The organism is Acidiplasma aeolicum (assembly GCF_001402945.1).
Lineage (GTDB): Archaea > Thermoplasmatota > Thermoplasmata > Thermoplasmatales > Thermoplasmataceae > Acidiplasma > Acidiplasma aeolicum.
The window spans coordinates 1-13,092 of the sequence record NZ_LKBG01000286.1; the positions used below are offsets into that span (position 1 = coordinate 1).

Sequence of the window (13,092 nt, forward strand, 5' to 3'; positions counted from 1 at the left end):
TTCTATTGAGAAAAATCTCCATGGGTCTCCCTTTACCCCCTTTAATCTGTATGCATATGTAATGAAAAGTCCAGAATTTATGCACCTGTTATTTAATTTTATGGCCTGTTCCTGTTTCACTCCGGATGATTCACTAAACGTAAGCTGTTCCCTCTCGGAGGATTTTACCTCAATAACCATGGAGTAATCATCCCTTAAGGAGATAAGATCTGCACCAAATGAACCTGCTGTTCTGGAAACATAGAAAGGTTTTGATATTAATGAATACAGAATATCCCTTGAAACAGGATCAAGATTTTTACCAATCTTTTCTATGGTTTTAATATTTCCTGAAAGTATGTTTAAAAGCTCTCTTTCATATATGCTTCCATTCATGATATCACTTGTTCAAATTTTTTCTTGCCTCCTCCAATAGTTCTATTCTCATCTTATTTCTTAATTCACCCTCATGGTACCTCCTTTCCTCATCAGGACCCTGAATTTTGAGCCCCGGAATCTCTATGGAATGCCCGCTGTCATCTATGGCAACATAGGTAAAATAGGCCCTGGTTGTAATTTTATTCTCAGCAGTTTCAACGTTCTCAGATTTCACCGTTATTTCCACCTCCATGGTGGATCTTGTTACATAGGTAATTCTGGAATGTATGTTTACTATATATCCAAGTTTTACAGGTGATAAAAAGAAAAGGCTGTCAATGCTGCCTGTAACAACCTTTGACCTTGCATGCTTAAATGCCGTGATGCTTGCTATGTTATCCATCCATTCCACAAGCCTTCCACCATAAAGATTTCCAAATGAATTAGTATCCTCAGGTAAAACAAGCCTGCTCATCTCAGACTCTGATTCGGAAACAGTTTTTTCATTCATGCCTATAAATGTCAGACAATTTAATAATTTTATTCATTTTAAACATATTCTAATTATCTTATATTTAACCATTAAAACGGAAAATATTGTATTAGGACATAGGATATTATAAATTACCTGTTATTAAAAACGGTAAACTAATCAATAATAAAGCTATACACATAAATGGATTTATCTCCATTACAGGTAAAATATCCCAGGGGTGTTAAAACATCCGGTGGAAAGTTATATGAGGTTAATAAAAATGACATAGGCAATGAGAGTATTTTTTCAATTCTGTATCCTGTTGAACAGACAAAAAATATTGCATTGCATTTAATTGAGGCCGGTTTCTCTGATGCCACTCCAAGCTTTTATAAGGGTGAAAAATTCAGCCTTTCAAGGATAATAAAATTTCCATGGGAACTTCATTTAAGGTTATTTGAGCATAAAAATAAGGGTAAAATATTTGCACATGTTGAGATATCACGAAAATATTTTGAGCATCTTTTTATTATACAGCCTGTGGTTTATGAGGTACTTGATATACTGCAGGATAAATTTACAGGCATACGGGTAAATTATGAACCTGAAAATAAAATTGTTAAGGGTTTTTTAACAAATTATAATGTTAAACTGTTACCGCCTGAAAATTTAATAGAATGGGACCCGCTTTTAAACATAATTTATTCAGAATTTACAAAATATAAGGAAAACATAAGGGAAATCCTGGACAGGATAGAAAAAATATTAAATCTATAATTTTTTTGTAAATCTTTTAAGTTTATGCCCGCATACAGGGCATTCTTTAATGTCCTCATTATAAATTTTATGGCATCCGGTACACCGGTATAACCATCTTATTTCCCTTTTTATTTCATTTATGGATGCACCAGAATATTTTATTTTAAGCCTTGATGCAACGTTCTGTATTGCATAATCATCAGTGATTATTATGGCATTAAACTGCAATGCCAGTGCAATTATATCCATATCAGTGCTGCTTAATACATTATAATCCCCTGTTTTTTTGGATGCCTCCTTAACAATGTTAAGATACCCCTCTTCTGGTCTATAAACCCTTATGTTTTCCATGGAATCAATCAAATATTTAATATTTCCATGCTGAATTTCATTAATCACACTTTCAGGAAATATGAGATTTCCGGCTGCAATGTTAATCTTTCCTGATAAAATTGCTGAGGTATCAATTACATAATAAATATTATTTTCCACAGTACCATATTTTTTAAAATGTATAAATATATTGGTATTTAATCCTATCAGTAAATCAAATAGATTTTTAATGATTTTTTAATGTCAAATAATGGATCTAATTTTTTACATAATTTTAATCATCATTGGTATTGCAGTTGGGGCACTAACAGGTATAACCGGCAGCAGCGGTGTTATAGTTGTAGTTCCGGCCCTATCATTTATGGGCATAAATTTTAAAACCTCAATAGGCGCCAGTCTTCTTGTTGATGTCATAACCACAACGATTGTTATTTATGTATATTTTAAGAAGAAAACCATTAATGTGGCAGCCGGAATAATTTTGGGAATAGGTGCCGTAATCGGTGCGCAGATAGGATCGAATATTGCCCATATACTGCCGGTCATCCCACTGGAAATTATATTTACTGCCATGGCTGCATATATGGCGTATTATTCCATTAGAAAATCATATAATATGAATAAAAAAGGAATAAAAAAATGGAATTTAAATAAGTTCTTTTCCTTCCTTTTTGGATTTATACTGAGCATACCAATAGGTATACTTACAGGTGTAATAGGAACCAGCGGTGGCATAATGTTTATACTTATAATAATACTGCTTTTTTCCATGAGGGCCCAGGATATGGTTGGAACAGCCACACTTGCAATGTTTTTATCCGCTCTGTCGGGTTCTCTTGGGTATGTCAGGATAGGGCATATAAATTATGTGGCATCCATAATCATTGGTGTTATCGCCCTAATTTCAGGCTATTATTTTTCAATTTATGCCCATAAAATAGACCAGAAGTATATCTACAGATTCCTTGGTGTGGTGTTTATAATAGTGGTTGTCAGTGAATTGATTAAAATATTAATATTATGATAAAATTGATTTTCCAAGGTTAGAATAATATGCACCAAGATATTTAAAATCCCTGTAATTGCATGCCCTGCACTCCTTATTTTTTTTAATATTTATTTTTGTGATATCTGTATTAAATGCATCAATAAAATAAAGGTCCCCTGAAATAGAACCTCCAAGCATTATCCTAACTGCCATTGTAACGGCCATGGATGCAATTGCGGATGGTACCGGGCTTAAAACTCCGGAAACAGCACATGATGGCATTTCAACAGGATCATTATTATAGCATGCATAGCATGATGTTCTTCCCGGTATTATGGCCTTTATCTCCCCGTACATCTCAATTGCAGATGTAAATATCCATGGTTTGTTAAATTTAATGCATGCATCATTTATAATAAATCTGGTGGTCATGTTGTCTGTGCCATCAAAGACAAGATCAGATTTCTCAACCAGATATGCCTTTGAAGCATCAAAAGTCTCATTATAATACTCAACATCAAGATACGGATTGATTTTTTTAATTTTTTTAAATGCTGTTTCTGCCTTGTACTTTCCAATATCATCATAATCATAAAGCAACTGCCTATGGATATTGCTTATCTCTATGATATCCCTGTCTATGATAATAAGCTTTTTTATACCCAGCCGGGCAAATAGATTGGCTGCTGCACTACCTGTTCCACCGAGACCAATTACAAGCACAGTCTTCTGAAGCAGTTGCCCCTGTCCGGTGCTGCCAATGAATTTTAAAGCCTCCTGCCTTGCGTACATCTGATTCATTTTAATTTAAAATATTTAAATAGTTTTTAATCTTTTCCAAATTCTATCCTAAATGTCATATTAATAATACTCTTGAACTGTTGGCTAATGTAACAAGATTAAAACTTGTGATGCCGCATTATAGGAAGGCCAAACAGATGCAATCAATTGGATAACTTAATAATATATGTTGAAATAAAAAACAGGATACTATGGATTCAGAGATTAAAAATAAGTGGCTTCTGGCTGGTAAAATCGGAAGGAAAGCACTTGAATATGCGCAGACCTTAATAGAACCCGGTGCACTCTTTTATGACGTTGCAGAGAAAACCGAGCAGTTTATCAGGGATAATGGTGCTGAACCATCTTTTCCTGTTAATTTGTCAATAAATAATGAGGCCGCACATTACACACCATTCGAGGGCGATAAAAAGAAATTTAAAACAGGCGATCTTGTAAAGGTTGATCTTGGAGCCATGATTGACGGTTATATATCAGACAATGCAGCCAGCATTGAGGTTGGCAACACCGGCAATTATTCAGATTTAATTGATTCAACCAGGGAGGCCTTAAATGCTGCAATTAAAATCTTAAGGCCAATGGTTAATATTTATAAAATAGGTGAGGAAATAGAAAATGTTATAACATCATACGGATTTAAGCCGGTAAAAAACCTTGGTGGTCATGGAATAAACAGATATGATTTGCACTCGGAAATATTTATACCAAACTATAATGATGGCAATGATGAAACAATTAAAACAGAGAAGGTTATTGCCATAGAACCATTTGCAAGCACCGCGCTTGGATTAATACATAACGGTCAGCTTGGAAATATTTATATAATCGATGATACAAAGGTCAGGGACAAAAATGAGATAATATATAAAAATTTTAATACAGTTCCATTTGCTGAGAGATGGCTGGCAAAAATTAAAACAGATTATAAGGAATACATTAAAAAAATGATGTTAAGCAGATACATCTCCGGATTCCCCGTGTTAAAGGAACACAATAAGGCAATGATTGCACAGTCAGAGCATACAATCATGATCTTAAACGATGAGATAATAGTAACAACATTATAAAATCATAATAATTTCTCTATTATTTTAATAGTGTCGTTTAAAACCATATTTTCAGGCCTGTTTGCATCTATATACTCGACCCTTATATCCGTGCCAGTAAATTTTTTAATATTTTTGAGGAAATATAAATAATATGTGGATACAAAGCCCAGAACATTTTTTTTCTCAAGAACTGATAATTTCTCATCCCTGTATTTTAAAACTTTTCTATTATTTATTATTCTTTTCAATGCTGTATCTATTTTTACATCCAAATAAATAATCACATCTGGCATGCATTTTACAGGCCTTGAAACATCCATAAGATACTGAATTGTTTCATCAATGCCTGAAAAAAATCTCTCTATTAGAGGCCCCTCATAGGCTATTGATGACGCTATGTATCTATCTGATATAACTATATTTTTTATATTTTCCTTTATTTCCTTTTGATGCCTTATTCTATCATATGTAAACAGAAAAAAATCAAGTATCGAGTTATATTCATTTTCCAGGGGTACAAGACCGGCATAGTCAAAGCCATCTGTTGGTTCTCTCGTGTAATAAAAATCTGGAAATGTATTTTTTAGATTATTTACAAGCGTTGTTTTTCCAGACCCATCGATGCCCTCTATGTTAATAAACATTGCAGCCTCATTATAATTCTGTATAATAATATTTAGAAAAATAAAAGTCAAAATAATTATTCAACCATTGAGGTGCCAGACCACCATTATTATGCATACCTGATTCATCCACAGTGGTTTAACATAACTCCTCATGGCCTAATTTTCTGTATTTCCTGGACAACTTATAATGGTCAAAGGTTTGTATTTAATTGCCCGCATTATTAATTGTTAAATACATCACATGGAATCTTAATCACGGTGATTCATAAATTAAACGTTCACGCCTCCAGAGAGTTTAACAGTAAAATTATATATAATATTTTTGCTTACTTAACATATTGAGCTTTATAGAAATTAAGGATTTGGTTAAAAAATACGGAAATACGACGGCCATAAATAATATTACACTGGATATTGATGGCGGTCAGATTTATGGCATACTGGGCCCTAATGGATCGGGAAAGACAACTTTATTAAAAATAATCTCTGGGATCCTGCCTCCAACCTCAGGGTCTGTTACAGTCAATGGAATAAATGCTGTAACCGGTGCAGACAGTATTAAAAAGTTTCTTGGATATATACCGGAAACCCCCGCTTTATATGAATCGTTAACACCCATAGAATTTTTTAATTTTATAGGATCAGTTTTTAATATAGACAGCGCCACTCTTAAGGAGCGCATAAATGCGTTTTCATCAGCACTTGAAATTGAAAAGTATATGAATGAATTTATTGGGTCATTATCATTTGGTACAAAACAAAAGGTTGCAATTATCTCTGCATTAATCCATGATCCGCAACTTCTTGTTATGGATGAGGGTATGAATGGTTTAGACCCAAGGTCTTCCAGAATAATAAAGGAGCTTTTAAGAGATTTTGCGAGCAAGGGAAGAACGGTAATATTCTCAACGCATATTATGGAGATTGCAGAAAATGTATGCGATACAATATCAATACTTTATAACGGAAATATAGCAGGTACAGGATCTCTTGAAAAATTGAAGGAGGAGGCCGGATCAAACAATACGGACCTTGAGGAAATATTTTTAAGATTGACAGGTGATAATGATCTTGATACATTATTAAATTCATTGAAGGATTTATAATGAAGCACACTGAATTATTTCTAAGCAGGCTTCTTATAGTGGAGCAGCGATACCTGGCTGTTAAGGACACAACAAAATTTCAGAATGCGGTAAATTCTGCAAATAAGCAGGGATATTTTTTTAGAAATATTCTATCCACATATATAATGAATGCATTTACATTTATTTTATTCTCACTTTTAATTAACTCATTGTATTTTGGTGAAAGGAGCCCAGATTCAATAGCCTCATTTGGAATCATATTGTTTTCCTATCTTTTTTTGCTTGGTATTTATAATTCTGTAAATTTCATAAATACAATATATGCCTATGACCTCATGGCCCCATTAAAATCGCTTCCTGTTACTGTAAATCAAAACGTTCCATTTATTTCATGGTTTGTTTATAACTCATCGTCATATATGTTTGTTATAGTTCCATCAATAATTTATTTTTACATACTTACAGGGGATATTCAGACGATTGTTCTTGGTGTACTTTATTCGTTTATGTCACTAATACTTGGTTTTATTATATCAACAGTTATATTTATTTACAGGGGTGCCAGGACATCAAGACATTCATCAATAAGGAATTTCATTAGAATCACATTTACATTTTTGCTTCTTGGATTATTCTATGTAATTTTAGAAAATCCAAATTATTTTTCAGAAATGACAACTATTTTTAACAGTTTGCCCACCGTTTTAAAATATTTCTTATTTCCAATAAACATTGAATACATAGTGTATTTAAATTATTCATCCGGATTTATTATCAGGTTTCTTGAAATTATATTATCTTTTATATTTTTATTCGTTCTTATTTTTGTCTATTATAAAATTAGAAGAAGACTTTTCTATATGCTAATGTCATCAGAGGAACAGAAAAATTCTGAGAAAATATCAACAGGCATAAAGAAGGATAAATTATATGTTGCATTTTTAAAGAAGGATATTAAAACAACATTTAGAAAAATTCAAAATCTAACATACATATTTGTGCCAATACTTTTTGTGCTCCCATTCTTCTTTGCAATCATTGAACCGGAAACCGGTGGCATATCACTGGGCATTTTTATTTCCATCATATATCTAACAGTTATAGTCTCCGCATTTTACTCAATATTCCTTCTTGTTATTGAGGGAAAGGGCATAGAAATTTTAAACTCGCTGCCTGTTGGCAGAGGGCAAATATCAGAATATAAGACAATATTTGGCATGATTATATTTTTTGTTTTAATATCCATATATATGCTTGTTATGGATATTTTCTCCCCCGGGCATATATTGGAATATATATTTGACTGGTCCAATGCTATTATTATGTTTTTTGTTATATTATCCATAAATATCAGAAGGTTAATTAAAAAATTACCAGAGGGGGTTACCAGCATTAATTATTACTCATTTGGAAGATACCCAATGGCCATGCTTTTTATTATTTCAATAATTATAGCATTAATTTCTGTAGTTTCAAGCATGGCCTTATCATATTTTGTATCCCACGCCCTTAATTATTATGTTTACTGGGATTTACCTGTTAATATTGTTATATTATTAATATTAGTTTTAAATACCAGCACATTTAAAATACGAAAATATTATTAATAGTTTATAAATAAACCTACATCGTGATAAAATGGTTAATGTAAAGGAAGTTCCAGCTGAGGCATTAATTTCGGAAATAGTTAATGAATTTAAATCCAGGAATGTTGAAATTCCAGAATGGACTATGTTCTTAAAGGATGGAAAGGGCAAGGAAAAATCATGGACACAGCCAGACTGGTATTATACCAGACTGGCCTCAATACTAAGAAAAATTTATATAAAAGGGAACATAGGAATTTCAAGGATGAGCCAGGAATATGGCAGCAGGCAGGACAGGGGTACAAAAAGATACCATCCTGTACAGAGCAGCAGGTTCATTATAAGGTACATGTTTCATGCCCTTGAGACAATGGGCTATTTAAAAAAAGATAAGGCTGGCAGGGTACTCACACCGGCAGGCCAGGCACTGCTTGATAAGGCATCAAGGGACGCCATGAAAAAGGCTGTTGAGAATAACAAGGTTCTAGAAAAATATTTATGATAAAATTTATCAAGGTTATAATAATATTATATTCCGGTGTTGTAAATGTCTGCTGACGATGATGAACTGGAGCGAATAAGGCAAAGAAAACTGGCCGAACTCGAAAGAGAATCCCAGGAAAGGGCAATGGAAAGCGAGAGCCGGAGGCAGGCACAGGAAGAGGAGGCAAGGAAGCAGCAAATATTGAGGCAGATACTCTCTTCTGAGGCAAGGGAGAGGCTCAATACATTGAGGCTTGTTAAGCCCGAGCTTGTTGATAATGTCGAAAATCAGTTAATTCAACTTGCCAGTATGGGCAGGATCAACAGGGTAATAAGCGATGCCGAGTTAAAAAACATCCTGTTAAGATTAACCGGCACACAGCATGAAACAAAAATAGAGAGGAGATGAAAATGAGCAGAAATAAGCCACTAGGCAAAAAGTTAAGATTGATGAATAGAATAAAATCAAATAGAAGGGTACCTGGCTGGGTCATGCTGAGAACAGACAGGCATGTAACACAGAACCCAAAAAGGAAAAACTGGAGAAGGTCCAATTTAAAGCTTTGAGGTGTTTATAATGGTTGAGGAACAGAATTTAACAAATGAGCAGATAATAAATGTATCCCTGAGGGCCGCAAGGTTTTCATCCAGAAGCCGCAGGGCAGACACTGCAATTAAAATTATAAAGGAGCAGGTTGCAAAATACACAAAATCTGATATGGGCATGATATGGGTGGATAATAAGGTTAATGAGGCCTTATGGAGCAGGGGTAGAAAGCACATACCCACAAAAATAAGCCTTAAGGTAATAAAATTAGAGGATGGAACCGCTGAAATCATCCTACCATAAAATATAAAGTTATGATTAAAAAATTATCAATTTTTGGCAGTGATTTTATTGGCGTTTACGTTAAATCATTTAAGGATATGGCATTTATCCCAAAAAACCTGAATGACGATATTGAAAAGGTTATACAGGATACCCTTAAGGTTGAAACAAAGAGGATAATAATAAATAATTTTAGCCTTATTGGGACAATGATTGCGTTTAATTCAAACGGCATAGTTGTGTCAGGCCTTTCAGGGCCTGAAGATTTTCAGGGTATTGACCTTGACGGTAGAAATATACTATTTTTAAAGGACAGGTTAAATGCCGTTGGAAATAACATAATTACAAATGATAAAACCGCGGTAATACACCCATCATTTACAGAATCCTCAGAAAAAGCGATTGAGGATACACTTGGTGTTGAGGTTATAAAATCGACAATTGCAGGGGTTAAAACTGTTGGGGCTGTTGCCGTATTAAATGATAAGGGCATGCTTGTATCCCCAGAATCCAGTGAGGATGAAATACAAAAACTTAAAGATCTTTTTGGGGTTAATGTAAACACCGGAACAGCCAATTTTGGAAGCTATTATATAGGTGCATCCATTATAACCAATTCCAGTGGAATACTTGTTGGAAATGCAACAACATCAATAGAAATAGGAAGAATAGATGATACACTATCTTAGTTGAGATACAGTTATAACAGGTATTAGATTTATACCGTTTTCTTTTAAAAATTCTTTTGCGCCCTCCTCACGGTCAACAACACATATGGCATTTTCCACCACAGCACCATGGCTTCTTAATATCTCCACAGATTTTAAAATAGAACCGCCTGTTGTTGCAACATCATCTATAACATCTATTTTTTCCCCATTGTTAATTTCTCCTATCCATCTCTTATTTGTGCCATGAGTTCTTTCAGTCTTCCTTATTATTACATAATCTATTTTAGTTTTCAGTGCGGTGGCCACAAGTATTGGAACAGCACCAAGCTCCATGCCTGCAATCTTTTTTGCAGATATTTTTAACGATATTGCATCTGCCATGGCATTAAGTATTTCTGGCCTTGTTGATGCCTCCTTAATGTCAACATAATAATCAGATTTTTTACCTGATGTGAGGACAAAATAGCCAAACTTAACAGCTCCAGATTCCAGAAGCGTTTCCCTGATTCCCATATAGGTTTATTATAGTATGTATTTTTAATCTTTTTATACAATTTAATCTTTTTATACAATTAACCTTAATATGTCTTAATGGACTTACCAACAATGGAAGACAGCAAAATTATTTTTGCACTGGATGTGTATGACCGAGATACTGGAATAGAGCTGGCTAAAAATCTGGCAGATCAGGTTTTCGCCATAAAAGTTAACTGGCCAATCATACTTGAAAACGGCATAAAAATAATATCTGAGCTTTCAAAATATTCAAAGATAATATGTGATTTTAAGCTGGCTGATGTGGAAAACACCGACAAACTGATTACAGAAAAGGTTGCACAGTATGGTGCATGGGGTATTATATCACATGCATTTACAGGCATAAAATCATTAAGGGCGGTTGTAAAATCTGCAGGCCAGATGAAGGTTTTTTCGGTTGTTTCAATGTCCCAGGAATCATATATAGATAATGTATATGATAAGCTCGTGGATGATTCATTAAAGGCTGGAGTTTTTGGGCTTGTGGCTCCGGCAAACCGTCCGGACAGGCTTAAAAAAATAAGGGATATTTCTGGGGATATTAAGATCATAGCACCTGGTGTTGGGGCCCAGGGGGGTAATATCATATCTGCAATTATGGCGGGCGCAGATTATATTATTATAGGCAGATCAATATATGATTCTCCAGATCCCATTGGGGCCATAAAAAAATTTAATGATGAGGCCACAAAATTATGAGAATTAAAAATATATAAAACATTTTAACAATAAATTTAATATGTTATGTTCATTAATTGATTATGTACATTGCAACATTAAATATAAACGGAACAATAAATCAGAATATGGTTTCCAGAATAATGCCGGTACTGGATTATGTGTATAATAAAAACAAGGTTAGGGGTTTGATTCTCATAATTAATTCCGGTGGCGGGGATGCAAATTCAACAGAAATAATTTATAATAAGCTAAGAAAAATAGCAGAAAAAAAACCTGTTTATTCATCAATTCTTGGGACTGGCGCCTCTGGTGCCTACTGGCTTGCGTGCGCATCTGAAAAAATTTTTGCCATGCCCACATCAATAGTTGGATCCATAGGTGTTATAAGCATATCAGCAGATGTATCCGAGTTCCTAAGTGCTGCCGGTATTAGGCCAAGGATAACAAAAATAGGAAAATATAAGGATATGAACTCGCCATTCAGGCCCATGACAGATGAGGAACAAAACATATACTATGAAATAATGCAGGACGTTTTTAAAAGGTTCAGGGATGAGGTTAAATCAAGAAGAAACATCAAAAATATAGATGATGTTGCCACCGGTCTTGTATTTTCATCATCAAGGGCAAAGGAATTATCCTTAATAGATGAGATAGGTGATACGGAGGCATGTATAAACGATATGAAAAACAGAATCAAATCTGGTATTGGCATTAAGGATTTAACCCCACGCGGTGGTATAATATCCAGATTTATCTCAATGTCCACCGATTCATTTTTTAGCGAATTTTTTAAAAACAGGATCTCATAAAAATGAATTATACACCTTTTTGATCTCATCATATATTAAATTTTCATTTTTATTTATAACATATGCAATTCCAAAGGCAGCACCAAAACCGGTACCTTCCTTAACATATCCCTGTTCATAATAATCAAGACCCTGTATTCCGGAAAAATTGGTTTTTGCATATATTATGTTACCGCCTGCAATATCACTTAATAAATCGCCACGGTCATTAATTATATAACCTGTTGTAAATATATATCTTTTCTCATGAGATTTGTTTATTATTTTATCAAGGAGATAAACGCACGCCATCTGTGTGCCTCCGGCATACATTATTGTTGAATTTCTTACAGCCCCTGATATGCCTGTGGCAAGTGCCATCATGTAATCACCATACTGTATCATTGAATCCATTGCATTATTAACAGGTTTATATCGCTGAAAGGCCTCATCTGCAACCTTCCTCTTTAACTGATCAGGCCCGGATTTCATTGAACTGCTGGTCATATAATCATAACCAAGCGATCTAAGAACCATGTATGCTGTTGTTGTCCCGCCGGGAACGCTTTCAGCAAGAACAATATACTTATATTTTTTATCCAGCATCCTGCCAATATACCTGCCTGTTTCAACTGCCACATCATATTTGGTAAGTGCCTCCTGTTTTCTTGGGTCATTTGCAGGCCCAAGTTTTGTATGTAAATATGGAATCTTTGGTGATTCATAAAATCCAGCATCAACTATCAAAATATCAACACCCGAAACCAAATTTGCCGCCCTTGTTATTATTGACGGTGTGGGTATACCGTTTTCGGTCATTGGTATAACATCATAGGAAATGCATTTTCCAGAATATATAATCTCTGAATCAAGAACCGGTGTCAAAAACGTGAGCTCAGAGTTTTCACCTGCGGCAGATATTCCCGGAATTTTTGATATCTCTGTGCTACCGGCAAGCAAAACATATATTATATCATCATTTCTATCAATTTTATTTATTATGCTGTTTCCCTGAATAATCATGCATTTTTTATGCAT

19 protein-coding genes are annotated in these 13,092 nt (G+C 34.2%); 12 read left to right on the forward strand and 7 right to left on the reverse strand.

Going from position 1 to position 13,092, the window contains the following annotated elements; genetic code table 11:
• Positions 1-375 (reverse strand): hypothetical protein (locus AOG54_RS09030; protein WP_055032642.1); only part of this gene is annotated, 375 nt, incomplete at its 3' end.
• A gap of 4 nt (positions 376-379) precedes the next feature.
• Entirely contained in the window at positions 380-868 is a 489-nt protein-coding gene (locus tag AOG54_RS09035; RefSeq protein ID WP_048102115.1) for an acyl-CoA thioesterase, read from the reverse strand.
• Between the two features lie 165 nt (positions 869-1,033).
• Between AOG54_RS09035 and AOG54_RS09040 the strand changes: the two genes are divergently transcribed.
• The gene (locus AOG54_RS09040; protein ID WP_055032635.1) at positions 1,034-1,609 is read left to right on the forward strand and encodes a hypothetical protein; all 576 of its coding nucleotides are present in this window, start codon (positions 1,034-1,036) and stop codon (positions 1,607-1,609) included.
• On the opposite strand, the gene AOG54_RS09045 is transcribed toward AOG54_RS09040, so the two are convergent.
• Positions 1,604-2,083, reverse strand: coding sequence for an NOB1 family endonuclease (locus AOG54_RS09045; RefSeq protein ID WP_231563440.1), 480 nt, complete (start codon positions 2,081-2,083; stop codon positions 1,604-1,606). The genes AOG54_RS09040 and AOG54_RS09045 overlap by 6 nt on opposite strands.
• Before the next feature lie 91 nt (positions 2,084-2,174).
• Here AOG54_RS09045 and AOG54_RS09050 point away from each other — a divergent pair, with 91 nt between their 5' ends.
• Positions 2,175-2,948 (forward strand): sulfite exporter TauE/SafE family protein, encoded by a 774-nt coding sequence (locus tag AOG54_RS09050; protein ID WP_054964526.1) that lies wholly within the window; start codon positions 2,175-2,177, stop codon positions 2,946-2,948.
• Here AOG54_RS09050 and AOG54_RS09055 read toward each other — a convergent pair.
• Complete coding sequence (locus AOG54_RS09055) at positions 2,943-3,713, reverse strand: HesA/MoeB/ThiF family protein (protein ID WP_054964527.1); 771 nt, start codon at positions 3,711-3,713, stop codon at positions 2,943-2,945. The genes AOG54_RS09050 and AOG54_RS09055 overlap by 6 nt on opposite strands.
• A 191-nt stretch (positions 3,714-3,904) precedes the next feature.
• Between AOG54_RS09055 and map the strand changes: the two genes are divergently transcribed.
• Positions 3,905-4,780, forward strand: a complete 876-nt coding sequence (gene map, locus AOG54_RS09060) for a type II methionyl aminopeptidase (protein WP_054964528.1) — start codon at positions 3,905-3,907, stop codon at positions 4,778-4,780.
• A 2-nt stretch (positions 4,781-4,782) separates the two neighbouring features.
• Here the strand turns inward: map and tmk are convergent, their stop codons facing one another.
• On the reverse strand, positions 4,783-5,406 hold the full coding sequence (gene tmk / locus AOG54_RS09065) for a dTMP kinase (RefSeq protein ID WP_052656835.1): 624 nt from the start codon (positions 5,404-5,406) through the stop codon (positions 4,783-4,785).
• Between the two features lie 320 nt (positions 5,407-5,726).
• Here tmk and AOG54_RS09070 point away from each other — a divergent pair, with 320 nt between their 5' ends.
• Genes AOG54_RS09070 through AOG54_RS09100 form a run of 7 tightly spaced genes read left to right on the forward strand, consistent with a single transcriptional unit; the run spans position 5,727 to position 10,063 of the window.
• A complete protein-coding gene (locus AOG54_RS09070) occupies positions 5,727-6,494 on the forward strand; it encodes an ABC transporter ATP-binding protein (protein WP_048102121.1) in 768 nt (255 codons plus the stop codon).
• Positions 6,494-8,083: a hypothetical protein gene (locus AOG54_RS09075; protein ID WP_048102122.1), complete on the forward strand. Its 1,590-nt coding sequence runs from the start codon at positions 6,494-6,496 to the stop codon at positions 8,081-8,083. Before AOG54_RS09070 ends, AOG54_RS09075 begins: the two co-directional genes overlap by 1 nt.
• Before the next feature lie 31 nt (positions 8,084-8,114).
• Positions 8,115-8,564, forward strand: coding sequence for a 30S ribosomal protein S19e (locus AOG54_RS09080; RefSeq protein WP_048102123.1), 450 nt, complete (start codon positions 8,115-8,117; stop codon positions 8,562-8,564).
• Between the two features lie 45 nt (positions 8,565-8,609).
• Positions 8,610-8,954 (forward strand): DNA-binding protein, encoded by a 345-nt coding sequence (locus AOG54_RS09085; RefSeq protein WP_048102124.1) that lies wholly within the window; start codon positions 8,610-8,612, stop codon positions 8,952-8,954.
• A 2-nt stretch (positions 8,955-8,956) separates the two neighbouring features.
• Positions 8,957-9,112 carry a 50S ribosomal protein L39e gene (locus tag AOG54_RS09090; RefSeq protein WP_048102195.1) on the forward strand — a complete coding sequence of 52 codons (156 nt, stop codon included), beginning with the start codon at positions 8,957-8,959 and terminating at the stop codon, positions 9,110-9,112.
• A 10-nt stretch (positions 9,113-9,122) separates the two neighbouring features.
• Positions 9,123-9,395 (forward strand): 50S ribosomal protein L31e, encoded by a 273-nt coding sequence (locus tag AOG54_RS09095; protein ID WP_048102125.1) that lies wholly within the window; start codon positions 9,123-9,125, stop codon positions 9,393-9,395.
• Between the two features lie 11 nt (positions 9,396-9,406).
• Positions 9,407-10,063, forward strand: a complete 657-nt coding sequence (locus AOG54_RS09100) for a translation initiation factor IF-6 (RefSeq protein ID WP_048102126.1) — start codon at positions 9,407-9,409, stop codon at positions 10,061-10,063.
• Here the strand turns inward: AOG54_RS09100 and pyrE are convergent.
• Positions 10,055-10,558 (reverse strand): orotate phosphoribosyltransferase, encoded by a 504-nt coding sequence (pyrE, locus tag AOG54_RS09105; protein WP_052656837.1) that lies wholly within the window; start codon positions 10,556-10,558, stop codon positions 10,055-10,057. The genes AOG54_RS09100 and pyrE overlap by 9 nt on opposite strands.
• Before the next feature lie 78 nt (positions 10,559-10,636).
• Here pyrE and pyrF point away from each other — a divergent pair, with 78 nt between their 5' ends.
• Positions 10,637-11,281 carry an orotidine-5'-phosphate decarboxylase gene (gene pyrF / locus AOG54_RS09110; RefSeq protein WP_052656838.1) on the forward strand — a complete coding sequence of 215 codons (645 nt, stop codon included), beginning with the start codon at positions 10,637-10,639 and terminating at the stop codon, positions 11,279-11,281.
• Between the two features lie 62 nt (positions 11,282-11,343).
• Complete coding sequence (gene sppA, locus AOG54_RS09115) at positions 11,344-12,075, forward strand: signal peptide peptidase SppA (RefSeq protein ID WP_048102127.1); 732 nt, start codon at positions 11,344-11,346, stop codon at positions 12,073-12,075.
• Here sppA and AOG54_RS09120 read toward each other — a convergent pair.
• Positions 12,070-13,077, reverse strand: a complete 1,008-nt coding sequence (locus AOG54_RS09120) for a nicotinate-nucleotide--dimethylbenzimidazole phosphoribosyltransferase (protein WP_048102128.1) — start codon at positions 13,075-13,077, stop codon at positions 12,070-12,072. The genes sppA and AOG54_RS09120 overlap by 6 nt on opposite strands.
• Positions 13,078-13,092: the final 15 nt, after the last annotated feature.